The sequence below is a fragment of the Dyella sp. 01N448 genome, from assembly GCF_056399225.1.
Genome location: NZ_JBFTQX010000005.1, coordinates 299917 through 325522, shown reverse-complemented (window position 1 = coordinate 325522; position 25606 = coordinate 299917). Strand labels below are relative to the sequence as shown.

Annotated in this window: 19 protein-coding genes and 1 tRNA gene; 18 read left to right on the top strand and 2 right to left on the bottom strand. The window is 65.1% G+C overall.

Annotated features, from left to right (window positions below; translation table 11 throughout):
- Window positions 1-60 precede the first annotated feature (60 nt).
- Window positions 61-1026 (bottom strand): thioredoxin-disulfide reductase, encoded by a 966-nt coding sequence (gene trxB, locus AC1DKY_RS11105; protein WP_441603288.1) that lies wholly within the window; start codon window positions 1024-1026, stop codon window positions 61-63.
- 453 nt (window positions 1027-1479) lie between these two features.
- On the opposite strand from trxB, the gene ald reads away from it, so the two are divergent.
- The 4 genes from ald to AC1DKY_RS11085 all read left to right on the top strand — a co-directional run bounded on the left by ald (window position 1480) and on the right by AC1DKY_RS11085 (window position 6397).
- Window positions 1480-2544 (top strand): alanine dehydrogenase, encoded by a 1065-nt coding sequence (gene ald, locus AC1DKY_RS11100; protein WP_441603289.1) that lies wholly within the window; start codon window positions 1480-1482, stop codon window positions 2542-2544.
- 84 nt (window positions 2545-2628) lie between these two features.
- A complete protein-coding gene (locus AC1DKY_RS11095; protein ID WP_477179927.1) occupies window positions 2629-4962 on the top strand; it encodes a DNA translocase FtsK in 2334 nt (777 codons plus the stop codon).
- A gap of 105 nt (window positions 4963-5067) precedes the next feature.
- Window positions 5068-5727, top strand: coding sequence for an outer membrane lipoprotein periplasmic chaperone LolA (lolA, locus tag AC1DKY_RS11090; RefSeq protein WP_441603291.1), 660 nt, complete (start codon window positions 5068-5070; stop codon window positions 5725-5727).
- 7 nt (window positions 5728-5734) lie between these two features.
- A complete protein-coding gene (locus AC1DKY_RS11085; protein ID WP_441603292.1) occupies window positions 5735-6397 on the top strand; it encodes a YoaK family protein in 663 nt (220 codons plus the stop codon).
- A gap of 21 nt (window positions 6398-6418) precedes the next feature.
- Here AC1DKY_RS11085 and AC1DKY_RS11080 read toward each other — a convergent pair whose 3' ends face one another.
- Window positions 6419-9514 carry a ligand-binding sensor domain-containing diguanylate cyclase gene (locus AC1DKY_RS11080; protein ID WP_441603293.1) on the bottom strand — a complete coding sequence of 1032 codons (3096 nt, stop codon included), beginning with the start codon at window positions 9512-9514 and terminating at the stop codon, window positions 6419-6421.
- 167 nt (window positions 9515-9681) lie between these two features.
- Between AC1DKY_RS11080 and AC1DKY_RS11075 the strand changes: the two genes are divergently transcribed.
- From AC1DKY_RS11075 to AC1DKY_RS11010, 14 genes are all read left to right on the top strand, one after another.
- The gene (locus AC1DKY_RS11075) at window positions 9682-10065 is read left to right on the top strand and encodes a hypothetical protein (protein WP_441603294.1); all 384 of its coding nucleotides are present in this window, start codon (window positions 9682-9684) and stop codon (window positions 10063-10065) included.
- Between the two features lie 65 nt (window positions 10066-10130).
- Window positions 10131-11396, top strand: coding sequence for a TolC family protein (locus tag AC1DKY_RS11070; protein ID WP_441603295.1), 1266 nt, complete (start codon window positions 10131-10133; stop codon window positions 11394-11396).
- On the top strand, window positions 11393-12475 hold the full coding sequence (locus tag AC1DKY_RS11065; RefSeq protein WP_441603296.1) for an efflux RND transporter periplasmic adaptor subunit: 1083 nt from the start codon (window positions 11393-11395) through the stop codon (window positions 12473-12475). Before AC1DKY_RS11070 ends, AC1DKY_RS11065 begins: the two co-directional genes overlap by 4 nt.
- Window positions 12475-15585: an efflux RND transporter permease subunit gene (locus AC1DKY_RS11060; RefSeq protein ID WP_441603297.1), complete on the top strand. Its 3111-nt coding sequence runs from the start codon at window positions 12475-12477 to the stop codon at window positions 15583-15585. The genes AC1DKY_RS11065 and AC1DKY_RS11060 overlap by 1 nt, the downstream gene beginning before the upstream one ends.
- 95 nt (window positions 15586-15680) lie before the next feature.
- Complete coding sequence (locus AC1DKY_RS11055; RefSeq protein WP_441603298.1) at window positions 15681-18380, top strand: DUF2339 domain-containing protein; 2700 nt, start codon at window positions 15681-15683, stop codon at window positions 18378-18380.
- Complete coding sequence (locus AC1DKY_RS11050; protein WP_441603299.1) at window positions 18370-19731, top strand: DUF3999 family protein; 1362 nt, start codon at window positions 18370-18372, stop codon at window positions 19729-19731. The genes AC1DKY_RS11055 and AC1DKY_RS11050 overlap by 11 nt, the downstream gene beginning before the upstream one ends.
- Before the next feature lie 43 nt (window positions 19732-19774).
- A complete protein-coding gene (locus tag AC1DKY_RS11045) occupies window positions 19775-21121 on the top strand; it encodes a replication-associated recombination protein A (RefSeq protein ID WP_477175680.1) in 1347 nt (448 codons plus the stop codon).
- A gap of 25 nt (window positions 21122-21146) precedes the next feature.
- Window positions 21147-21779: a 2-hydroxychromene-2-carboxylate isomerase gene (locus AC1DKY_RS11040; RefSeq protein WP_441603364.1), complete on the top strand. Its 633-nt coding sequence runs from the start codon at window positions 21147-21149 to the stop codon at window positions 21777-21779.
- 92 nt (window positions 21780-21871) lie between these two features.
- Window positions 21872-22447 (top strand): hypothetical protein, encoded by a 576-nt coding sequence (locus tag AC1DKY_RS11035; RefSeq protein ID WP_441603301.1) that lies wholly within the window; start codon window positions 21872-21874, stop codon window positions 22445-22447.
- 351 nt (window positions 22448-22798) lie between these two features.
- Window positions 22799-24079, top strand: a complete 1281-nt coding sequence (gene serS / locus AC1DKY_RS11030; RefSeq protein WP_441603302.1) for a serine--tRNA ligase — start codon at window positions 22799-22801, stop codon at window positions 24077-24079.
- Between the two features lie 9 nt (window positions 24080-24088).
- A complete protein-coding gene (locus tag AC1DKY_RS11025; protein WP_441603303.1) occupies window positions 24089-24451 on the top strand; it encodes an LrgA in 363 nt (120 codons plus the stop codon).
- A 120-nt stretch (window positions 24452-24571) separates the two neighbouring features.
- A tRNA-Ser gene (locus AC1DKY_RS11020) sits at window positions 24572-24661 on the top strand.
- A gap of 135 nt (window positions 24662-24796) precedes the next feature.
- Entirely contained in the window at window positions 24797-25009 is a 213-nt protein-coding gene (locus AC1DKY_RS11015; protein WP_441603304.1) for a hypothetical protein, read from the top strand.
- A 182-nt stretch (window positions 25010-25191) separates the two neighbouring features.
- Window positions 25192-25563 (top strand): hypothetical protein, encoded by a 372-nt coding sequence (locus AC1DKY_RS11010; RefSeq protein ID WP_441603305.1) that lies wholly within the window; start codon window positions 25192-25194, stop codon window positions 25561-25563.
- Window positions 25564-25606 lie beyond the last annotated feature (43 nt).

Here is a 25606-nt window from a genome sequence, read left to right as displayed (position 1 = left end):
TTCCATCCCGTCAGTCCGACGCGAGCCGGAATGACGGTCAAAAGCTGACGGTCAGAAGACTCAGCTCGCCGGACCCTGCTGATCCAGCCAACGCTCTGCATCCAGCGCCGCCATGCAGCCAAACCCCGCCGAGGTCACCGCCTGGCGATACACATGGTCCGCCACGTCGCCGGCAGCAAACACACCCTGCACCGAGGTCATCGTGGCCATGCCGCCCAGGCCGCTGCGGATCTTGATGTAACCGTCGTGCATGTCGAGCTGGCCGTCGAAGATGCCGGTGTTGGGCTGGTGGCCGATGGCGACGAAGAAACCGTTCACCGGGATCTCGCGCGTCTCGCCGGTGTTGATGTCCTTCACGCGCACGCCGTTGACGCCGGAGTTGTCGCCCAGCACTTCATCGACCGTGTGGTTCCAGATCAGCTCGATCTTGCCGGCCGCGGCCTTCTCGAACAGCTTGTCCTGCATGATCTTCTCGGCGCGCAGCTTGTCGCGGCGGTGCACGAGATAAACCTTGCTGCAGATGTTGGACAGGTACAGCGCTTCTTCCACGGCGGTATTGCCGCCGCCGATCACCGCCACTTCCTGCTCGCGGAAGAAGAAGCCGTCACAGGTGGCGCAGGCGGACACGCCGCGGCCCTTGTAGTGCTCTTCGCTGGCGATGCCGAGGTACTTGGCGGTGGCGCCGGTGGTGATGATCAGCGCGTCGCAGGTGTATTCACCCGAGTCGCCCTTGAGGCGGAACGGGCGCTGCTTCAAGTCCACGCTGTGGATATGGTCAAACACCATCTGCGTTTCGAAACGCTCGGCATGCTGCGCCATGCGCTGCATCAGCTCCGGACCCTGCACGCCCTTGTCGTCGCCCGGCCAGTTGTCCACCTCGGTGGTGGTCATCAGCTGGCCGCCCTGCTGCAGGCCGGTGATCATCATCGGCTTGAGGTTGGCGCGGGCAGCGTAGACGGCGGCGGTGTAACCGGCGGGACCGCTGCCCAGGATCAGCAGGCGGCTGTGCTTGGTGGATGCGTTCATGCGTTCCTTCTATCCGCCGTGGTGGGCGGTGATGTTCGTGAATGGTGAGGGCAGGGGTGGAGCCGGTGGACCATGCTCAGGCGCATGGTGGTCAGGCGATCCACACCATATATGGGCTGTTAGCTGGTTTTCAGCAGGTTGGGCTGTATCTCGTTGACTTTGCTGCAACTGCGCAAAGGTGGTCTGCTTGCGCGGCGTCGCGGGAATGTGAAAACGGCCTGCCCATCTTGGTTATAATCCTTCGGGTTTGCTGGCGACTTGCATCAGTCATTCGCTCCATCACCTGCGGCGGTTTCCTACCTACCGGCAAGGCATGAACGGAGACGAGGCGTCCGAACCCGGAAGGATGGGGAAGACGCCGGGACGATTCAAGCACTGCCGGCCTTGAGGTTTGCCGGGCCGGGTGCGGCCTGGCGTCGTTGCCACTTAGCTTTCCCACAGGATCCACTCCCCATGCGTATTGGTATTCCCTCCGAAACCAAGACCCTCGAAGGTCGTGTTGCCCTCATTCCCGCCGCTGCTGCCGATCTGGTCCGCCGTGGCCACGAGGTGTTCATCCAGGCCGGCGCGGGCGAAAAGAGCGGCTTCTCCGACGAGGCCTATGCCAAGGTCGGCGTGAAGATCGCCGCCGACGCCGCTGCCCTGTACGAGGCTGGCGAGCTGATCGTGAAGGTGAAGGAGCCGGTTGCCGGCGACCTCGCCCTGCTCAAGAAGCACCACCTGCTGTTCTGCTACCTGCACCTGGCTGCCGAGCCGGCGCTGACCAAGAGCCTGCTCGACATCGGCCTGACCGGCGTGGCGTTCGAGTCGGTGGAAGAGAACGGCGGCCTGCCGCTGCTGCTGCCGATGTCGGTGATCGCCGGTCGCATCGCCACCCAGATCGGCACCACGCTGCTGCATCGTCCGCAGGGCGGCAAGGGCAAGCTGCTGGGCGGCATGGCCTCCACCCCGCGTGGCAAGGTCGTGGTGCTGGGCGCCGGCGCTGCCGGTGGCAACGCCGCTGCACTGGCCGCCGCTGCTGGCGCCAACGTGGTGGTGTTCGACAAGCGCCAGGATCGCCTGGCCGAGATGATGGCCATGGGCCCGAACGTCACCGCGCTGTACGCCTATGAATCGTCGGTGGCCGAAGAAGTCGCCAACGCTGACCTGGTGGTCGGCGCCGTGCTGATCCCCAGCGCCAAGGCGCCGCGCGTGGTCACCGAAGAGATGGTCAAGACCATGGAGAAGGGCAGCGTGCTGGTGGACATCTCCATCGACCAGGGTGGCTGCTTCGAGACCTCGCGTCCGACCACCTGGAAGGAACCGACCTATGACGTGCACGGTGTAACCCACTTCTGCGTCACGAATATGCCGGGTGCCGTGCCGCAGACCTCGTCGGTGGCGATTTCTGCCGCTATCCTGCCGTATGTGCAGCGTCTGGCCGCCGGCAACGAATGGCGCCAGTTCGAACCGCTGCGCGGGGGCATCAACGTCGACGGCGGCGAGCTGGTTCATCCGGCGCTCAAGGGCATGATCTAAGGTCTTGCCTGCCGCTTAGGCGGATGTGACACCGTCCGGCCGTCCTCGTTGGCGGCCGGACTCATGAACAGGATAAGGATCACGGTGCCGCGTACCGCGAACGTCAAGAAAGACAAGCAAGAGCGCGAAGGCCTCAGTGAAGAACTGAAGCGCCGTCTGCGCGAGGCCGGGGCGCTGCTGCTGCTGCCGCTGGCGCTTTATCTATTGGTCTGCCTGTTCAGCTACAACGACCAGGACCCTAGCTGGGGGCATGCGGGTACCGCCGAGCACGCGCGCAACTTCGGCGGCGAGATTGGCGCGAATATCGCCAATGTGCTGCGCTACATCTTTGGCCTGATTTCCTATTTCTTCCCGTTGCTGCTTCTCTTCCTGGGCGTGCAGGTGCTGCGCCATCGCGGCGAGCGCACCGTGCAGCCGTGGGAGCCGTCGCTGCGCCTGATTGGTTCGGTGTTTTTCTTCATCACCGCGCCGGCGCTGCTTTATCTCAATTTCAACGATGAGCGGATCCTGCCCCAGGGCGTGGGCGGCATCATCGGCATGTGGGTGGGTCGCGGCCTGCTGCATGCGCTGGGCGACAAGGGTGCGCCGCTGTTGCTGCTGGCGATGTTCCTGATCGCCGTGACGCTGGCGACGGGTCTGTCCTGGTTCAAAGTGGCCGACCTCACCGGGCAGGGCGTGCTGAAGCTCGCCGGCTGGTTCGGTGGCAAGCTGCGCGAGGCACCCGAAGTGCTGGCCGCCCGCCAGGCGCGCGCCGAGCGCGAGGTCGTCAAGAAGACCGAGGCCGTGAAGCAGGCCAAGCGCGAGCCGGTTCGCATCGAAACCGCACCTGCGCCCGTGGTGAAAAGCGAGCGCGCCAAGCTGGAAACCCAGATTCCGCTGTTCACCGGTGCCTCCGCCCCGGGCGAACTGCCGCCGTTGTCGCTGCTGGACGAAGCGCCGGAGCAGGGCCCGGGTTACTCGGAAGAAACGCTTGAAGTGCTGTCGCGCCAGCTCGAGCTGAAGCTCAAGGATTTCCGCATCGAGGCCAAGGTGGTGGGCGTGTATCCCGGGCCGGTCATCACGCGCTTCGAACTGGAGCCTGCGGCCGGCGTGCGCGGTTCGCAGGTGTCGAGCCTGGACAAGGACATCGCGCGCGGCCTCTCGGTGGTCAGCGTGCGCGTGGTCGACGTGATCCCAGGCAAGAACGTCATCGGCCTGGAAATTCCCAACGCCAAGAAACAGATCGTCTATCTCTCCGAGATCCTGCGTTCGGACAAATACGACGCCATGAAGTCGCCGCTGGCGCTGGCGCTGGGCAAGGACATCGGCGGCCGCCCGGTGGTGGCCGACCTGGCCAAGATGCCGCATCTGCTGGTGGCCGGTACCACGGGTTCGGGCAAGTCGGTGGCCGTGAACGCCATGGTGTTGAGCCTGCTGTACAAGGCCAGCGCCAAGGACGTGCGCATGATCATGATCGACCCGAAGATGCTGGAGCTTTCGGTCTACGAAGGCATCCCACATCTGCTGGCGCCGGTCGTGACCGACATGAAGGAAGCCGCCAACGCGTTGCGCTGGTGCGTGGCCGAGATGGAGCGCCGCTACAAGCTGATGGCAGCGGTGGGCGTGCRCAATCTCGCCGGCTTCAACAAGAAAGTGAAGGACGCCGAGAACGCCGGCCAGCCGCTGCTCGACCCGCTGTTCCGCCCGAATCCGGACATGCCGAACCTCGCGGCCGAGCCGCTGGAGCCGCTGCCGTACATCGTGATCATCATCGACGAGTTTGCCGACATGATGATGATCGTCGGCAAGAAGGTCGAAGAGCTGATCGCGCGCCTCGCCCAAAAGGCTCGTGCGGCGGGCGTGCATCTGGTGCTCGCCACGCAGCGTCCGTCGGTGGATGTGATCACCGGCCTGATCAAGGCCAATATCCCCACCCGTATCGCGTTCCAGGTGTCGAGCAAGATCGACTCGCGCACGATTCTCGATCAGTCCGGCGCTGAAGCGCTGCTCGGTCACGGCGACATGCTGCATCTGCCGCCGGGCACTGCGACGCCCGAGCGCGTGCACGGCGCCTTCGTGGACGATCACGAGGTGCATGGCGTGGTGAACTGGCTGCGTTCGCAGGGCGCGCCGCAATACATCGAAGGCGTGCTGGAAGAGGTGCAGGCCACCTCCGACGGCAAGTTCATCAACGACTCCGGTCTGCCGCAAGAGGGCGAAGAAGGTGGTGGCGATGCCGAGGCGCAGCTCTATGATCGCGCCGTGCGCATCGTGACCGAGACGCGCCGCGCTTCGATCTCCGGCGTGCAGCGCCACCTGCGCATCGGCTACAACCGCGCCGCCCGCCTGATCGAGCAGATGGAGCAGGATGGCGTGGTGAGTGCGCCCCAGCACAACGGCAACCGCGAAGTGCTGGCACCTCCGCCGCCGAAGAATTGATGGCTCGTCATTCCGGCGTACGGCGGAATGACGAACAAAAAACGTCTTGCCGTTAAGCCTTCCCGCACCACAATTCCCACTCGCCGCCCCATTCGAAAAGCGCCCATGAAACGCCTGCTACTCATCGCCACCGCTGTCGCCGCGTTTTCCCTCAGCAGCCTCGCCATGGCCGCCGGCCCGGCCCGCGCCAGGCTCGACGCCTTTGCCGGCGACCTGCACTCGCTCACCGGCAAGTTCTCGCAGACGCTGAAAGACGCCAACGGCAACTCGGGCAAGACCAGCAACGGCACGCTCGCGCTGCAGGCGCCGCGCCAGTTCCGCTGGGAGACGCTGGCCCCGTCCAAGCAGACCATCGTCGCCGACGGCAGCCGTGTGTGGTTGTACGACCCGGACCTGGAGCAGGTCACCGTGCGCGTGCAGAGCTCCGAGGAATCGCATAGCCCGCTGACCGTGCTCACCGATGTGAAGCAGATGGACAAGGACTTCAACGCCGTCGAGCAGGGCGACCACGATGGCCTGAGCTGGCTGCGCCTTACCTCCAAGGCCAAGGATCCGCAGTTCGACTACGCCGACCTGGGCTTCGATGCGAATGGCCTGGCGCGCATGATTTTTCGTGACCAGCTGGGTGCCGTCACGGATATTCGTTTTTCGGGTTGGCAGCGCAACGTGCCGATCCCGCCGGAGACCTTCAACTTCGTGCCGCCCCAGGGCGCCGATGTGATCGGCGACCTGCCGGTGATCCAGACCCAGCCGATCAAGAACTGAGCGCGCCGTGCTGCGCCAGCTCCCGCGCTGGGCTTGGGTGGGCGGCGGCCTGCTCGCGCTCGGTGCGGGCTGCATCAATGTGGTGGGCTATCTGTGCTTCCGGCACCAGCCGATCACCCATCTCACCGGTACCAGCACGGAATTCGGCCTGGCGCTGGCTCGCGGCGACGCAGGCGAAATAGCGCATTGGGGCTTGGTCATCCTGGCGTTTCTGCTGGGCGCCATGCTCAGTGGTTTCATCGTGCAACAGGGCGCACTGCGGCTCGGGCGGCGCTATGGCGTCGTGCTGATGCTGGAGTCAGCGTTGCTGTTTGCCGCCACGCCGTTGATTCATGGCGGCCATGATCTCGGGTTGTACCTCGCCTCGGCAGCGTGTGGACTGCAGAACGCGATGGTGAGCACGTATAGCGGCGCCACGGTGCGTACCACGCATTTGTCAGGCATCTTCACCGACCTGGGCATCTATCTCGGCCATCGATTGCGTGGCCTCGAGGTCGACTCCCTGCGCATCAATATCTGCCTGCTGGTGGCGAGTCATTTCATCGTGGGTGCCACGCTCGGCGCGCTTGGCTTCATGGTCTGGCAGGAGCGTGTGCTGCTGGCGCCGGCCACGCTCACCGGTGTGGTGGGCCTGGGTTATGCCATCTACCGGCATCGGCACTTCGATTGACGGCTGGGCGCCGAGCACGTGTTACTGGGCAGCCACGACCCGATTGCGTCCGCTGTTCTTGGCCTCGTACAGCGCGCCATCGGCACGCGTCAGCCACTGCGACAGCGTCTCGCCGGCATGGTACGCGGCCACGCCGATGCTCACGGTGACTTCGATGGGCTGCCCCTCATAGGTCAACGGCTGTTCCGCAACCGCGGCGCGTATGCGTTCGGCTATCAGCATGCCTTGCTCGAGTGAGCTTTCCGACAGGCAGGCCACCAGCTCTTCGCCGCCGTAGCGGCCCACGCAATCGCTGTCGCGGCACTGCTGCTGCATGATTTGACTCACATGGCGGATCACCGCGTCGCCGGCAAGATGGCCGTGGGTGTCGTTGATGCGCTTGAACCGGTCCAGATCCAGCAGTGCGATGCAGGCGCTGCCGTCGCTGGTTTGCGCACGCATTTCCTCGACCAGCTCCAGCAGGCGGCGGCGATTGCAGACGCCGGTCAACGCGTCTGTGTTGGCCAGCTCATCGAGTCGCTTGTTGGCCACCACGAGGTCACGCGTGCGCAACTCGATCTGATGCTGCAGCTGCTTGGCCTGGCGCCGCAGATACATGGTGCGCAGCTGGATCACGCCGAAGATCGCGGCCAGCGCCAGCAATCCGGCCGCCACCATGGCCGATACCGTTTCATACCAGCGCGGCTCGGCGCTGACGTCGACGGTCGACTCGATCAGGCGCGGCTGCATGCCATGCGTCTGTGCACGCAGGCGCAGCTTGTAATCGCCGTGGGGCAGGTTGGTGTAGATGGCGGTGGGCAGGCCGCCGCGCGGAATATCGATCCAGCTTTCATCGAAGCCCTCCATCCGATAGCTGTAGCTGGTTTCGGCGGGCGCTTCGTAATCGAGCAGCGCAAAGTCCACGCGCAGGCTGCGATTGCGCGAGCGGATCTTCAGCGACTCGCCGGCGCGCGGCAGTCGCCCATACGACAGTGGCACGCCATTGACGGCGGCATGAGTGATTGCGAGCGGTGGGTCGGGCTGATCGGATGGCTGCCATTGCGGACGCACTACGGTGAGTCCACCCAATCCTCCAAACAGCAGCTCGCCACCCGGCGCGCGCGCCGCCGCGGCGTAGATGTAGCTGGAAATGCGCAGGCCGTCGCGCACGCCCAGGTTGTGCACGGCATGCGTATTGCCGTCGATCATCGCCAGGCCGTTGGACAGGCTGACCCAGGGATTGCCGAAGTCGTCCGGCTGCACCGCGTTGATGTTTTCGCTGGGCAGTCCGTTGGCCGAGCCGATGGTGGTGAAGCGATAGGGTTCGCCGGCGCTGTGTGGCTGCAGCATGGCCAGCCCGCCATAAGTGCCGATCCACAGGCCGCCTTGCGGATCCATGGCGATGGAACTGGCCAGATTATTGGGCAGGCTGGTGTTGTCGCCGGGGCGGTTGAGCAGGTTCTGGAAACCCTTGTTCTGCGTGGTGCTGGTGGCGATGCTGATGCCGCGGCCGGTGACGTACCAAAGGTCGGCGCCGATGCGTGCGATGCGTCGCACCGTGTCGCTGGCCAGGCTGGTCGGGTCGTTCGCGTCGTGGCTGAAATGCGTGAGCGCGTGCGTTCGCGTGTCGTAACGATAAACGCCATCGTACGTGGCGATCAGCAGCCGCTGGCCATCCGGCAGCAGATGCAGCACGGGTTTGTCGTCCAGCTCGGGCACGGCCGAGCCGACGATGGCCAGCGTGTTGGGATCGACACGCGCCAGGCCCTGGGTGCCCACCCAGATAGTGCCATCGGGCATTTCGGCAAACGCCTGCACATCGCGGCGCGTCTGTACGCCGCCCAGTTCGAGATGACGAATGCTGGCGCCGGACAGATCGATCACGTCCACGCGCCCCGCGCTCATGCCCAGCCAGACGCGCTGCCGGCTGTCGACAAAAATACCGCGCACGTTGGTGTTGGCCAGCGAGCGGTGGTCGCTGGTCGAGGGCAGCAGGGCGAAAGCCTTGCGGGCGTTGGGGTCGTAGCGCGCCACGCCCAGATCGGTCGCTACCCATACGTTGCCGGTGCTGTCCTGTAGCAGTCCGCGCACGGAATCGCCGGGCAACGAGGAAGGCATCGCGGTGTCGTGCGCGACCGCGTGCAGGCTATGCGTGGCGACGTCGTACGACAGCACGCCGCCACCATCGGTGGCCATCCACATCACGTCGCCCGCCAACTCGGTGAAGGCGCGCACGGTCGGGCGGCGCGAACGATCGTGTTGATAGCCGCTGAAGCCGGGTATCGCATGCCATTGGCCGGTTTCATCGCGATACACCGCGCCCGACTGCGTGCTGCCGACCCACAGTCGTCCCTCGCGGTCCTCCAGCAGCGCCCAGATGCCGTCGTTCAACACCACGTCGATGCCGCTGCCGTCCGCCGGTCGATCAGGGCGTTTGAACGCCGTTTCTCCGGTGCGCCGGACGAACAGTCCATTGGTGTTGCCGACCCACAGGTTGCCGGCACGATCCTGTAGCACGCTGAAGCTGCGTTGGGCCATGCCATCGCCCAGCGGGATCGGACTGATGCGGTTGCTGCGCAGGTCCAGGTAATCGATGCCGCGCTCCGTCACGATCCAGATGCCGCGCTGGCCATCGGGCGACATCGCGTAGATCTTGCGGTCGCTGGTGCCGCCCTTGCCCACGGGGTAGGTGTGAAAGGTGTTGTCGAGCGGATTGAAGCGGCTCAGGCCGCCGGCATTGGTACCCACCAGCAGGCTGCCGTCGGGCAGGGTGAGCAGACAGCGCACATACGCGTCCGGAATATCGGTCTTGCTGCCGCCATTGCCGGTGAACACCTGCATGCGGTAACCGTCGTAGCGCACCAGGCCGGACAACGTGCCGATCCAGATCAGGCCGCGCTTGTCCTGTTCGACCGTGGTGGTGATCGAATGCGGCAGGCCGTCACTTACCCCCAAACGATCGAACCAGGGGATGTCGAACGGCGCCCAGGGGTCGCTGTCGCGTGCCATTCCCAGCGACGGAAGGATCAGCAGGCAAAGCAGGGCAAACGCGCGCAGCGGCTTGCCGCGCCAGGCCGCGGGCAGCCACGTGCTCAGCCCGACGTCCTGCTTGCTCGCCCGCCCCATCCCTTGCGCCACGTGCCGACTCCGTCCCGTCGTGTGGGGCACATCATAGCCATGGCGACAGGCGCCGTAGCGGTGGAGCCCGGGTATTTCCGACATGGTTTGCGCGAAAGCCGATATGACAGGCAGGGGATGGCCGATGAAATTGTCTAACAGGCGGCTCGCCGTCTAGGATCCCGAAGATGTCATCCCGGTCCCTGCCATTGCTTCTTCGCCTGCGCCGCCATCGCGGCTTGTGGGCGTTGGTGGTGGCTGTGCTGCTGATCAAGCTGGTCAGCGGGTCCGTATGCCTGGCCGATGGCGGTGAGCGTGATGCCAGCCCGGGGCGTGGCTACGCCATTGCGTCGGCGGCCATGGTGGTTGCTGCACCTGTGCCTGCGGGTGATGGCGAATGCCTGCTTGGCGAAGGCGCTTCCTGTCATTGCGCCTGTCCCCATGCCGCCGGCTTGCCTAGCCTGGTGATGCTGACCGTGAACGCGCCCGAGGCGCCATTCCTCGTTTCATCCGCACACGCCGGACGCGTGCCCGCCGTCGCGGGCTCCCTGTTGCGACCACCTATCGCCTGACCTCGAACGCCTGTGTTGCGCCCTCCCGGGCGCATTCCTCGTGATCGTTGTCAGGAGATGGTTTCATGTCCGTTTTACGTGCGGCCCTGTTCGGGGCTGCCTGTTTGTTTTCTGTCGCCAACGCGGCGGCGGTGCCGATCAAAGGTGAGCGACCGCTTCCTGCCGCATCGCCCATCGGTGGCGCGGTGCAGCTCGTATGGGCTGCCAACCCCGACATCCAGGCGGCTCGCGCCGAGCTGGAGGCGGCCCAGGCGCGGGTACGCGCGGCGGCCCAGCCTGTCTATAACCCCTCGCTGTCGCTCGATGCCGAGAACGCCGACGTCAATCGGCGCACGGCGGGGCTATCGCTGCCGCTGGATATGTCAGGCAAGCGCCGCGCCCGTACTTCGCAGGCGCAGGCCCAGTGGCGCAGCCGCGAGGCGTCCTATGAAGTGCTGCGGCGGGACATCGCCTCGCGTTGGCTGAAAGCCTGGTCTGCCGCTGCCCTGGCTGCTCGCCAGCGCGAGCTCGGCGAGCGTCGGGTGAGCTTGATGCGGCGATTCGATGCGCTCGCCGCCGACCGCCTCGGTGTCGGCGATATCAGCAGTCCCGAACGCGATCTGGCCGCCCTGGCCCTGGGTGAATCGCAGATCCAGCAGGCGTCGCTGGCGGGCGCCGAGGCGGCGGCGGTGGCCGCGCTCGAGACGGTCGCCGGCGAGGCTGTGACGAAGCCGCCGCTGCCTGCAGGTCTGCCGCCGGCTTCGAACAGCATCTTGCCGATTCCCATCGAGCAGCGGCCGGAGTTGGTGAAGCTGCGCGCCGATGAGGAGGTCGCTCAGGCGGGCATCGACGTGGCGCGGCGTGCGCGTATGCCCGATCCCACCATCAGCCTGACCGGTGGACGCGTGTACACAGGCGTGAGGACCGACCAAGTGATCGGCGTCAGCGTGTCCATTCCCTTGCCGGTGCTCAACAACGGACGCGCGGAAATCGACGCCGCACTCGCGGAAGCCGGGGCGGCTGCCGCCTTGACGCGCTCGCAGCAACTGGCGAGTCGCGCTTCGCTGCGTGAAGCGCAATCGCGTTACGACGCCTTGCTCGCTGCTGGCCAGGCCTTTCGGCAGGGACGCGCCGCCGCCTTCGACGATCGCACCGCGCTGCTCGAAAAGCTCTGGCGAGCCGGCGAGATCAGCACCTCCGATTACCTCGTCCAGCTGAAGCAAAGTCTCGACACCGCGCTGTCCGCGCTCGCACTGGAAAGCCAGGCCTGGCAGGCCTGGTTCGACTACCTCGTCGCCGCCGGTCGCCTGACCGACTGGCTGGATGGCCGCACACAGGATGTATCCCCATGAATCATCTTTTCCGACGCGCCTCCTGCGCGCTGCTGTTTTCGCTTGCGACGGGCGCGGTCTTCGCGCAGCAGGCGGCCAATCCACTGACGCTGGATGCCCGCGCCGTGCAGGACGCCGGCATCGTCGTGTCCAGACTCGCTTCGCGCGACCTCGCTGAAGAAATCAAGGCGCCTGGCGAAGTGAAGGTCGATGCGTATTCGACTGTACTGGTGTCGCCGCGCATCGAATCGATGGTGCTGTCGCGCCAGGTGAAGCTGGGCGATGTGGTGAAGGCGGGGCAGCCGCTGGTCACCTTGTCGAGCGTGCAGGTTGCGGAAACCCAGGGGGCGCTCATCGTCGCCGAGCAGGAATGGCGCCGCGTCTCCGCGCTGGGTCCGCAAGCTGTCTCCGCCCGCCGCTACACGGAAGTGCAAGTGCAGCGCGACCAGGCGCGCGCTCGCTTGCGCGCCTACGGTCTGTCCGATGCGCAAATCCAGGGCGTACTGCGCGCCGGCTCGGCCAAGGCTGACGGGAGTTATGCCTTGCTCTCGCCGACGGATGGACGCATCACTACTGACCAGTTCCTCGTGGGTGAGCGCGTCGATGCGGGGCGCGCGTTGTTCACCGTGGTGAAAGAGGACTCGGTATGGGTCGAGGCGCAGATGCCGCCGTTCGAAGCGGAGCGCGTGGCCACAGGCGCCGCGGCACGCATCCTCATTCACCAGCAAAGCCTGCCCGGCAAGGTCGTACAGCGTTCGCACCAGACGGATGAAAAGACCCGCACGGTAGCCGTGCGCATTGCCGTGGACAACAGCCGCGACCTGCTCCACCCGGGGGAGCTCGTCGATGCTCGCGTTGCCGTGTCTGGACGCAGCGCACTCGCGGTGCCCGCCGAAGCCGTGGTGCTGTTGCAGAACCAGTCCACTGTCTTCGTCGTCGCCAGCGGCCAGGCGTTCGAGCCGGTAGCCGTGCAGACAGGCGAAAACCGTGACGGCTGGGTGGAGATACGCCAAGGCCTCAAGCCCGGCGCGTCCTACGTCAGCAAGGGCGCGTTCGCGCTCAAGGCGCGCCTGCTTCGCTCGCAGCTGGGAGAAGACTGATGCTCGCGCGTCTCGTCGAACTCTCTTTACGCTACAAGCTGCTGGTGCTGATCGCTTTCGCAGTGATTGCTGCGCTCGGCTATCAGGCGCTGCGCAAGCTGCCCATCGATGCCTTTCCCGATGTCACGCCGGTGCAGGTCAACGTGTACACCGAGGCCCCTGGACTGGCCGCGGAAGATGTGGAGTCGCTGCTCACCACGCCGGTGGAATCCGCGCTCGCCGGTCTTCCAAAAGTGGACGAGGTACGCTCGGTCAGTCTGTTCGGGCTGTCCTATGTCTCCGTGTATTTCAAGGACGATATGGACATCTACTTCGCCCGCCAGCTCGTCAATGAGCGTCTTCAGCAGGTGGGCGACCGCTTGCCCGCGGGCTACGGCAAGCCGGAAATGGGCCCCAATACCTCAGGCCTCGGCCAGGTGTTCTGGTACACCGTGGAGCGTGCCGACGAAACCCTGAAGGGATCACCCAGCGACAGCGACCTGCGCACGCTGCAGGACTGGAGCATTCGCCTGATGCTTCGCACTGCGGCTGGCGTCGACGATGTGACGTCGTGGGGCGGGCAGCAGAAGCAGTATCAGGTGCGCATCGACCCGATGAAGCTGATTGCGCACGGCCTGGGCTTCAAGCACGTGATCGAGGCCCTCCAGGCGAACAATGCGCAGGTCGGCGGCAACTTCGTCGATGTCGGTCGAGAGCAGTATCTCGTTCGCGGCCTGGGGCTGGTGCAGAGCGCGCGTGACATCGAGCAGATCGTGCTCAAGACCGAAGACGGCACACCTGTCTACGTGCGCGACGTGGCCACAGTGGACGAGGCCGGCGCGCCGCGCACCGGCGCCGTGACGCGCGACGGCAAGGAAGTGGTGATGGGGCAGGCGCTCTCGCGCATCGGCGAAAACGCCAAGAGCGTGGTGGATGCCGTGAAGGGCAAGCTCGCCACGGTGCAGCAAGCCTTGCCCGCCGGCGTGGTGGTCAAGCCGGTCTACGAGCGTACCGACCTGGTGAACAAGGCCGTGGGTACGGCGGTGCGCGCGCTGGTGGAGGGATCGATCCTGGTAGCGATCGTGTTGTTCTTGTTTCTTGGCGAGTTGCGCAGCGCACTGGTGGTGGTCGTCACCTTGCCGCTGGCCATGCTGATCGCCTTCATCTGCATGGAGCAGGCGGGTCTATCGGCCAACCTGATGTCGCTGGCGGGGCTGGCCATCGGCATCGGCATGATGGTCGATGGCGCGGTGGTGATGGTGGAAAACGCCTTCCGCCTCATGGCCGAGCGCAAGGCGCATGGCTTGCCTGTGGACCGCAGTGCCGCCGTGCTTGCTGCGGCGAAGGAAGTGGCGAGTCCGATCGCGTTCGCCATTGTCATCATCATCGTGGTGTTCCTGCCGCTGTTCAGTCTGCAGGGGCTGGAAGGCAAGATGTTCAAGCCGATGGCTTTCAACATCAGCTTCGCCATGGCCGGTTCGCTGGTGCTGGCCCTGACCCTTGTTCCGGTACTCGCTGCGCTGGCGCTCAAGCCCAAGGACGAGCGCGACACGCGCCTCGTGGCCTTCCTGAAGAAACACTACGGCGTCGTGCTGGCATGGGCGCTGCGTCGGCGTCGCTGGGTGCTGGGCATGGCCGGCGGTGCGTTATTGGGCAGCCTCGCGTTGTTTCCCTTCCTCGGCAAGGAGTTCATGCCGAACCTGAAGGAGGGCGCGATCATGTGGCGCATCACCTCCATTCCTTCCGCGTCGCTGGATGAATCCATCGACCTCTCGCGCCAGGTGGCCGCGCGCATTGAGGCATCGTTTCCCGAGGTCGAGACCACGCTCGCGATGATCGGTCGCGCGGAGAAGGGCGAGACGGCGGACGTGAACTACATGGAGGTCTACACGCCGCTCAAGCCGCGCGATCAATGGCGCAAGGGACAGACGCTGGAAAGCATCGAGGCGGATATGCAGCGTGAACTTTCAGCCGCATTGCCGACGGCCGTGGTGAGTTACACCCAACCCATCCAGATGCGTATCGAGGAGCTGATCTCCGGCGTGCGCGCCACGCTGGCATTGAAGCTCTACGGGGAAGACTTGGGCGAACTCGATCGCCTGAGCGCCCGAATCAAGGATGTGCTGGGCGGCGTGCCGGGCGTAGCCGACCTGGCCCTGGAGCCCAATATGGGCAAGCCGCAGATACGCGTCAGCGTGGATCGCGATGCGCTCGCGCGTTACGGCCTCAACGCCGACGACGTGCTCGCCGTGGTTCGCAACGGCATCGGTGGCGAGCCGGTAAGTACGCTGATCGATGGCGTGAAGCGGTTCGACATCGCCGTGCGGTTGAACGACAGCGACAAGCGCTCGCTGCAGGCGATCCAGCGCATTCCGATCCAGGCACCTGGTGGCGCCATCGTGCAGTTGTCACAGGTCGCCGAGGTCACCGAGGCAGAGGGTTATTCCTTTATCCGGCGCGAGCAACTGCAACGCTATGCGGTGATCCAGATGGATGTGCGCGGTCGCGATATCGACGGCTTCGTACAGGAGGCGAACGCCGCGCTAGCACAGAAAGTGAAACTGCCGACGGGCTATTACACCGAATGGGGCGGTGCGTTCGAGAATCAGCAGCGCGCCTTGAAGCGGTTGTCGCTGATCGTGCCGGCCACGATCTTCTTCATCTTTATCTTGCTCTACACGGCCTTCAACTCGATGAAGTACGCGGCGCTTATCCTCGCCAACGTGCCGTTCGCCACCATCGGCGGCATCGTGGCGCTGGCGATCACCGGGCAATACCTCTCGGTGCCTTCAGCGATCGGCTTTATCGCCGTGTTCGGCGTGGCGATGTTGAACGGCATCGTGCTGGTGAGCTTTCTCAATGAGCAGCGCGTCAAGGGCATGGGTGTGCGTGAGGCCGTGCTGCGCGGCACGGCACTGCGTCTGCGGCCGGTGCTGATGACGGCCAGCGTGGCGATCCTTGGCCTCGTGCCCATGCTGCTTTCCAGCGGCGTGGGCGCGGAAACGCAGCGGCCGCTGGCAACGGTGGTGGTGGGCGGGCTGATCACCTCGACCCTGCTGACCCTGCTGTTGTTACCCGTGCTTTACGACTGGATGGAGCAACGGGCGCAGGCGCGCCGCAGCTCTTCCTAGGACTGTTCCCGCCGCCATGGGTGACACGGCGGCGGCAGCGCCGTCCGTGTCACACTGACGCCATGACAACCCGGCGTGGCTGGAGATGGATGGTCATGGTTTTTCTATGGATAGTGATAGGTGCAGTGCTGGGCGGGCTGGCCTCCGAAGGCGGCCTTGCGGGCATCGTTGGCGGCGCGGCCGTGGGATTGATCTGGGGCAGGCAGCTGCAGTTGTCCCGCGAGCTGAAAAGCCTGCGTGCGCAACTCAACGAAGCCAGGCCCTCGACGACGGTTGCCGCTGAGCGACCGTGGATGACTGCCCAGGAGGCGCGCGAGGCAGTGCAAGAGCCGCCGGCGACGCCCCCTGTAGCTGCCGCGCCTCCGCCGGTTCCAACAGCAGCGGCCCCTGCGCCCGTGGGACCTGCCGCATGGCCTGCGGCTGACGAGACGCCTCGCGCTCCGTCGACGCCGTCTGCCTTGGACCGCCTGACCAGCCGCGTGTGGCGCTGGTTCACCGAAGGCAATGTGCCGGTGAAGATCGGCATGCTGGTGTTGTTCGCCGGCGTGGCGGCCTTGCTCAAGTACGCCGCGGATGCAGGCATGCTGCGCGTGCCGATCGGTTTGCGCGTAGCGATGGTGGCCTTGGCCGCCGTGGCGGGACTCGCCTTTGGCTGGAAGAAGCGCGAGAGCCAGCGTGTCTTCGCACTATCGGTGCAGGGCGGGGCGATCGGCGTGCTGGTGATGACGGTGTTTGCCGCGTTCCGTCTCTGCGACCTGCTGCCTGCGGGCGCCGCGTTCGCCTTGCTGGTGGTGTTGGTCGCCGGCATTGGCGTGCTCGCTGTGGTCCAGGATGCGCTGGCGCTCGCGGTGCTTGGTCTTGTAGCAGGTTTTGCGGCGCCCATCCTGGTGTCCACCGGCAACGGCAGCCACGTGGCCTTGTTCAGTTACTACGCCGTGCTCAACCTCGCCATCCTGGGCATCGCGTGGAAGCGCTCGTGGCGCGTGCTGAACCTGCTGGGTTTTATCGCAACTTTCGGCGTAGGCACGGCCTGGGGTGTGCTTCGCTACGAGCCCGCGCTGTTTGCCAGCACCGAACCGTTCCTGGTGCTGAATTTCCTGTTCTATCTGGTCATCCCCTGGCTGCACGTGATGCGCGCGCCGGTGGATCGGCGCCTGGTGATCGATGGCTGCCTGATGTTCGGCAATCCGCTGATCAGCCTGTTGCTGCAAGGCGCGCTGTTGCATTGGGATGGCAAGGCGCTGGCAATGTCCACGCTGGTGGCAGCAGTGATTTACCTGGGCGTGGCCTATGTCTCGCGTCGCCAGCCGGCCATGCGTCTGCTGCGCGATACCTGGGCGGTGCTGGCGGTGGCACTTGCCACGCTAACCGTGCCGCTCGCACTGCGCGCCGATGTGACTGGCAGCATCTTCGCGCTCGAAGGTGCTGGCCTGATCTGGCTGGGCTTGCGTCAGCAGCGATGGCTGGCCACGTGGAGCGGCGTCGCGCTGCAACTGTTCGCCGGGTTTGCCTTGCTGATCGACAAGTTTATGCATGGCGGCTATGGCGCGTTGCCGGTGCTCAATCGCGAATTCATCAGTGCGCTGATGATCGTGCTCGCGGGCTTCGCCAGCAGCGGTCTGTTGTCGCGATGGAGTGCGGGGCGCGTGCTGTATCGCGTGTTCTCGTTGGTGATGTTTGCCTGGGCGCTGCTTTGGTGGCTGGTCGCCAGTGCGCAGGAGATCAAGCATTTCGTGCCGGATACAGATTTGTTTGCGGCGTGGCTGGCGTGGCTCGCATTCACAGCATGGGCAGTTGCCGAAGCGGCGCGCTATCGCTCTACGGCGGAACTCGGCGCGGCACTGGTATGGACGCCAGTGGCCTTCATGGCCGCCATGCTGCTGCTCATTCTGATGGCCGCCGGCTTTCACCAGCAGCCATGGCGCGGCTGGAATCTGCTCTCCGTGCTGTTCGCAGCCATCCTTGGTTGGCGCACGTTGCTCAACTTGCGCGACACCTCATGGGCAGGCGCGACGGCGCACGGGCTGTGGCTATGGCGATGGATCCTGCTGGCAGCGGTGGGCGTGGCGGTGGCCGTGGATCGGCTGCGCTGGTTGTCCGATAGCTGGGTGATGCTGCTGAGTTTTGCGCCGTTGCTCATTGCGTTTGCGGTGTCGCACGCGCGGCCCCGCCTGATCGCCGCGCCCATGGAAAGCGTCATGCCCTTGTGGCTGGCGCCGCTGAAGTATTCGCTGCTCGCGATACTTGGATTGGTCGGTTGCGTGGCCTTGTTCCATGCAGGCGACGCAACACCCTTGCACTACGTGCCGCTGGTCAATCCGCTGGAGATGCTGCTGCTGTTGATCGCTTTCGCTTATGCAGCGTGGCTGACCGAGCCTTCGCTGCCTGCACTGTTGCAGCGCAGTCGCGGTCCCGTGCTGGGCGGCATCGTGCTGGCACTCGCTACCAGCTTCACCTTGCGTGCAGTCCATCAACTGGGCGGCGTGCCATGGGGTGGGGAGCTGGTCGATTCGAGCGTCACCCAGATGGCGCTCACCTTGGTATGGAGCGTGTTGGGCCTGTTTGCCTGGGTGTGGGGTTCGCGGCATGGCCATCGGCTGTTCTGGCTGGCGGGTGCGGTGCTCATGGGCGTCGTGCTGGCCAAGCTGATCCTTATCGACCGTCGTCAGCTGGGCAATCTGTTCGGCATCGGTTCGTTTATCGCCTTCGGCCTGTTGTGCAGCGTGATTGGATACCTGGCGCCGGCTCCGCCGCGCCGCTCATCGTCGATGGAGGAGACCGGGCATGCGCCTTGATATGCGTTGGATCGCACTCGCCCTGATGTTGCCCGTGGCGGCGGCCCGGGCAGACAGCAATGTGGATTACGCCTATGCGTTTGCGCTGGATACGAAAGCACCGGGCGAGGCCTATCGGGTGACACTCACGCCGGAGGTGTATGCCTCCGTCAATCCCAATGCCGATCTGCACGATCTGATCGTGGTCAACGCACTCGGCCGGCCGGTGCCGTTCGCGCCGCTGCCGCCCTCGCCACCCATCAGTCGTCCCTTCGAGGCGATGGCGCGGCTGCTGCCGTTGCCGGTGTCAGCCGCCTTGGCCGATAGCGTCAAAGTGGAGCGCAATACCGATGGCGGCATCGTCATCAGTCAGACCGATCGCGCCGCTCCGGTGCAACATCCGGATGCATGGTTGATCGACGCGGGCCGCACGATCAGCCTTGATCAGCTCGCGCTTGATCCGGCCTCGCTGAGCGAGGATTTCCAGCTTCATCTGACGGTGGAAGGCAGCAACGATCTGCGGCAGTGGAACCTGCTCGCGTCGGACCTCAGCCTGACCCGCGTGCACGGCGAGCAGGATGAAGTCGAGCAGCTGGCGGCAGAGGTGGCAAGCAGCGATGCGTATCGCTATTTTCGCGTGCGCCTTGCTGACGGCCAGGTGGATTGGAGCGCAGGCCACGCGCCCATCGCCAAGCTGTCCGGCAGCATCACTGACGTCGCCGCCGAGCGCGCGTCGAAATTGCAGTGGCTGGTGGCCAAGGCAAGCGGGCAGGGCGCGGCCGACTACGACTACGCGTTGCCTGCGGCGCTACCGGTGGAGTCGGTAGTCGTTGCGTTGCCTGCAGCCAACAACGCCGCCCGCGTGCATGTGCTGGTGCAGGGCGCCGGCGCGTCCCCGTGGATGGAAGTGGCGGCACTCGATCTGGTTCGCGCTGGCGGCAAGAGTGGCGAGGTCACGGCCACCATCGGCGAGCGCAACGTGAAGCAGCTGCGCGTGCACAGCGACACGCCGCTCGCTGGCGCGCCCGCGGTGCGCGTGGGCTGGTTGCCTGCGCAATACGTATGGCTTCCCGAAGGCAGCGCGCCCTATCGATTGCTGGCCGGCAGCTACGCAGCGCGACGTGGCGACTATCCGGTGGGTGAGGCCTTGAGCCGCTTGCGCAGCCAACGCGGCGAGGAATGGCAGCCGCCCGTTGCACAACTGGGGCCGCGCATGGACGAGGCCGGCCCTTCAGCCCTGAACGCGCCGAAGGTCCCTTACGACTGGACCAAGCCCTTGCTGTGGGTAGTCCTGACGCTGGGCGCGCTGGTGGTGGCAGGCATGGCCTTCAGCCTGCTGCGCCAGGGCCGCGAGGACGCGCCGAAATCCTGATGCGGGCGGGGGGCATGCCGCCCCCATGGCCCGATGTCCTAGAATGCCCGGCATGTCACGCAGCGATATGTTCGATGCGCCGGGCCTGTTTGCCGAGCCCGACGATCTCAAACCCCTGGCCGAACGCATGCGGCCCCGCACCCTGGATGAAATCGTGGGCCAGCAACGCGTGCTGGCTCCCGGCAAGGCGCTGCGCCGTGCGCTGGAAGCCGGCCGCGTCCATTCGATGATCCTGTGGGGCCCACCCGGTTGCGGCAAGACCACGCTGGCCTTGCTGGTGGCGCGCTACGCCGATGCGGATTTCCGCGCCATCTCCGCCGTGATGTCGGGCCTGCCCGATGTACGCAAGGCGCTGGCCGAGGCCGAGGTGAATTTTGCGCAGGGTCGTCGCACGGTGTTGTTCGTGGACGAGGTGCACCGCTTCAACAAGGCCCAGCAGGATGCCTTCCTGCCGCATATCGAACGCGGCGTGATCATCTTCGTCGGCGCCACCACCGAAAACCCCTCGTTCGAACTCAACTCCGCCTTGCTGTCGCGCTGCCGCGTGCACGTGCTGGAAGCCGTCACGGTGGACGACATCGTGATGGCGCTCAAGCGCTCACTCGAAGACAACGAGCGCGGCCTGGGCAGCATGCAGCTCGATGTCGCCGACGAATCGCTTAAGCTGATCGCCCAGGCGGCCGATGGCGACGTGCGCCGCGCGCTCACGCTGCTGGAAATTGCGTCGGAACTCGCCGAAGACCATCGCATCGACGACACCACGCTCACCCAGGTGCTGGCCGATCGCACGCGCCGCTTTGACAAGGGCGGCGAGCAGTTCTACGACCAGATCTCGGCGCTGCACAAATCGGTGCGCTCGTCCGATCCGGATGCGGCCGTGTACTGGCTGACGCGCATGCTCGATGGCGGCGTCGATCCGCTTTACCTCGCGCGCCGCATGACGCGCATGGCCGTGGAAGACGTCGGCCTCGCCGAACCGCGCGCCTGGCGCATGGCGCTGGATGCGTGGGACACCTATGAGCGCCTCGGCAGTCCCGAAGGCGAGCTGGGTCTGGCGCAGCTCGCCATCTGGCTGGCCATCGCGCCCAAGAGCAACGCCGCCTACAAGGCCTACAACGCCGCCCGCGCCGTGGTGCAGCAGACCGGCACGCTCGACGTGCCGATGCATCTGCGCAATGCACCCACCAAGCTGATGAAAGGCCTGGGCTACGGGCAGGGCTATCAGTACGACCACGACAGCGAAGGCGGCGTCGCGCTCGATCAGCAATGCCTGCCCGATGCGCTGGACGGCACCGTGTTCTACGAGCCGGTCGATCGCGGTCTGGAAGTGAAGCTGCGCGAGAAGCTGCTCAGCTTGCGCGAAGCGCGACGCAAGGCGCGCGGCGAATAAACCACCCCTCGGCACGCGGAGTTGAATCATGTCCATCACCTGGTATTTCGACTTCATCTCCCCGTTTGCCTGGTTGCAGTGGCCCAAGGTGAAACTGCTGGCGGCGTCTCGGCCGGTAACGTTGCGCCCCATCGTGTTCGCCGGCGTGCTGGAACGGCACGGCCAGAAAGGTCCGGCGGAAATCCCGGGCAAGCGTGAATTCACCTATCGCCATGCGCTGTGGCGCGCACGTCAGAACGGCCAGCCACTGCGGTTTCCGCCCGCGCATCCGTTCAATCCGTTGGCTGCGCTTCGGCTGTGCATCGCGGCCGGCAGCACGGTGGCGGCGACGGATGCAATCTTCGACTGGATCTGGGCCCAGGGAAATGCGGGCGACAGCATCGCCGCACTGGCGCCCGTGGCCGCTCGCCTGGGCATCGCCGATCCAACCACCGCAATTGCCGATCCCGCCGTAAAGGCGCAGCTGCGCGCCAATTTCGACGAGGCCATGGCCGAGGGCGTGTTCGGCGTGCCCACGCTGTCGCTGGATGGCCGTCTGTTCTGGGGCGAGGACGCGCACGCCTTTGCCTTGGCCTGCCTGGATGATCCCTCGCTATGGGACGAGCCGGAGATGCATCGCCTGGGCGCGCTGCCGGTCGGCGTCTCCCGCACCGGCTGATGCCGTCGCCGTCACTGCTGCGACCGACCTTGCGGCGCCCCGCACGGCGGGCATAGATTCGCCGCACCGTAGGTATCGAGGGAGAGCGAGCCATGCGAGTACTGGTAGCAGCACTGATGGGCGGGATCGTGATGTTTATCTGGGGCGCCGTGGCACATATGGCGCTGGGGTTGGGCGATGTCGGCATGCATCAGCCGGTGGCCGAAGACACGGTCTTAGCCAGCCTGCGGCCCGGATTGGGCGATCAGACCGGCGTCTACATCGTTCCCTCGGTCGACCCGGCCAAGATGCACGACAAGGCCGTGATGGAGGCCTATTCGGCCAAGACCAAGACAGCGCCGTATGCCTTCATCGTCTACATGCCCCAGGGCGAAGACCTCTCCGACATGAGCGGCCAGCTGCCGCGGCAATGGGCGTCGGACACCTTGTCTGCGCTCGCACTGGCCTTCGTGATGGGCCTGGCCGCCTTCAGCTTCATGACCCGCCTGAGCATCGCCCTGGCAGCCTCCGTGTTCGCCTGGCTGAGCACCCTGGTGCCGTACTGGAACTGGTACCGCTTCCCCACCAACTTCACCCTGGCCGCCCTGATCGAACAAGTCGTCGGCTGGCTCCTCGCCGGCGCCGTGATGGCGTGGTGGCTGGGGCGGAATGGGCGAAGGGTGCACTGATCCGTAGCGCTGGTCGCGCACAGGGCCTGTTCCCTTAATGCATTAGTCGAGGTCCCTGTCGCACAGGGACCCCGCTCCCTTGTAGGAGCGCACTTGTGCGCGACCCGCCCGGTGATGGCCCGGCGCACTGATCGGCGCCCCGGTCGCGCACAAGTGCGCTCCTACAGAGGTTCCGTTCCCTTGTAGGAGCGCACCCTGTGCGCGACCCACACCCACCGCCAAACCCAACCTTGCCCGCAGACGCCCCAATCCGACCTTCCGGGGCTTCGGCCACCCCAAAACCCCAACATTGCCCCCCAACACGCCCCCCAGCGATAATCCAAGGTTCCAAGCCCCACATCTGGATTGATCATGCTGGACCCCGCACTGCTGCGTTCGCGCCTGGCCGAAACCGCCGCGCGCCTCAAGGACACCCGTGGCTACGAACTCGACGTGGCCGCCATCGAGGCGCTGGAGAGCCAGCGCAAGCAGTTGTCCACCGAGACGCAGGAGCTGCAGAACCTGCGCAATACGCGGTCCAAGGCGATCGGCCAGGCCAAGGCCAGGGGTGAAGACGTCGCCCCGCTGATGGCCGAAGTCGCCGGCATCGGCGACAAGCTCAAGGCCAACGAGCACGCCCTGACCGACGTGCAGGCCAAGCTGGCCGATATTGCGCTCGGCATCCCCAATATCCCGCACGAGTCCGTGCCGCTGGGCAACGACGAAACCCAGAATGCCGAACAGCTGCGCTGGGGCACGCCGCGCACGTTCGATTTCCCGGTKAAGGATCACGTCGACCTCGGCGCCCGCCACGGCTGGCTCGATGCCGACGCCGGCGCCAAGCTGTCCGGCGCGCGCTTCACCGTGCTGCGCGGCCAGCTCGCCCACCTGCATCGCGCACTCGCCCAGTTCATGCTCGACCTGCAGACCGGCGAGCACGGCTACCTCGAATGCAACGTGCCGCTGATCGTCAACGCCGACACCATGAAGGGCACCGGCCAGCTGCCGAAGTTCGAGGACGACCTGTTCTCCACCGAGGTCAACGAGAGCAAGCGCTACCTCATCCCTACCGCCGAAGTGGCGCTGACCAACCTCGTCGCCGACAGCATCATCGAAGCGGACGCACTGCCGATGCGCCTCACCGCGCACTCCATGTGCTTCCGCGCCGAAGCGGGCAGCTACGGCCGCGACACGCGCGGCATGATCCGCCAGCACCAGTTCGAGAAAGTCGAAATGGTACAGATCGCCGTGCCCGAACACTCGCACGCCCAGCTCGAAGAAATGGTCGGCCACGCGGAGAAAGTGCTGCAGCTGCTGAACCTGCCGTACCGCAAGGTGCTGCTGTGCACCGGCGACATGGGCTTCTCGGCCATCAAGACCTACGACATGGAAGTGTGGCTGCCCAGCCAGAACACCTACCGCGAAATCTCCTCGTGCTCCAACTGTGGCGACTTCCAGGCCCGCCGCATGCAGGCCCGCTGGCGCAACCCGGCCACCGGCAAGCCCGAACTGGTGCACACCCTCAACGGTTCCGGCCTCGCCGTGGGCCGCACCCTGGTCGCCGTGATGGAGAACTACCAGAACGCCGACGGTTCCATCACCGTGCCCGAGATGCTGCGCCCGTACCTGCGCAACCTCACGCAGATCGCCTAAGGCCACCGCATGAGCATCCAGCGCTGGGACAAAGTGGAACTCGCCGCCAGCTACACCTTGCTGGTGATCCTGGCGACCGAGCTGCTCACCCGTCTCGGCCTGGTCACCATGTTCCCCATGGCCACGGTGGACCTGGTGCTCAGCGCCATCGCCACCGTGCTGGTGGTGGGCTCCTTCTGGTTCGCCCGCCACAGCCGTAACCTGCGCTTCGCCATCATCGCCTTCGCCTCGGCGACGCAGCTGGTGCCGATGGTGATCCGCCAACCGATCCTGCTACTCCCGCTGCTTGGGGCGGCTGTTCCAGTCGCCATCATGCTGTGGGCGATGATTGCCTTGTCGAAAAAAGGGCAGGGAGCGGCGCCGCATTCCTGATAGGATGGCGACCCTGCATTTGCTCGTCATTCCGGCGTAGGCCGGAATCCAGCGCCTCGGTAGTAACAGAGGCCACAAGCTACACCGCTGTAACGGATCACCCGTCCACAGTGACAATTCGGAGAGATGGCCGAGCGGTTTAAGGCAGCAGTCTTGAAAACTGCCGTAGGTGTAAGCCTACCGTGGGTTCGAATCCCACTCTCTCCGCCAGTAATAAGAATAAACCCCTGATTTCAAGGGGTTTTTTCGTTTCTTGCATTTCGTATCCGTGGTTCTACCCGTGACGCAGAAGCGCGGGTATTCTTTCCGACAAACTGCCAGATGCAGCGTTGAAAGGGGGCGAGCATGAAGTTGATGGAAGGACTAAAAGTTGCCTGGAAGGACCCGGTGTTGAGCAAGGTGATCGCCACCGGGGTCGTGGCCGCCATTATCGCGATCGGGGGATACTTGCTCGCTTTCTGGCCATCGGTCCGCAGCTGCATGGCGGAAAGTTGGTCTGTTGCTATTTCTACGACAGCCGTTTCGAATTGGTTATTGGCGGTGATGATCTGGTGGTGAATCCGCGGGCGTCTGGCTCTCGTCGCTAGGCAGCGATAAGACCGCAGTGAAGGTCAGCACGGCCAAGTCGTTTGCCGGCATGGCAGGCCAGAAGAGCTGGGACAAGGAAATCATTGCCGAGATGGATAAGAGCATCGGCTCGCATCAATAACCGCATTTGACGAAACGGTGCGAGGAAGATCATGAAGAACTTAGTGTGGATGGTCTTCCTCGCATCCGGCCTGTGCGGCTGCATGGCGACGACGGGAAACTATCGATCGTTGAACCAAGGCAGCCCCGCCCGGCCGCCTGATTGCGATGTCGCGGTGTTCAAGGACCAGCATCCAGCCAGGCCCTACGTGGCGATCTCGCAACTGAATGTGCATCTCGAGAAGACCTTCTTCGCACCTTCCGACTTTGCATCGGCAAAAGGCGAACTGCGAAAGCAGGCCTGCCTGTCGGGCGCCGACGGCGTCATCGACATTGAAGAGAAGAACTCCAGGTATTTGGAGACGCGTATCTACAACCTGTCTGCTACGGGGATCAAGTTATTGGATCCGGGCTCTGCGCCATAGGGACATCCTGAAAGCGCGTAGTTTGCACATCATCTAACGAGGG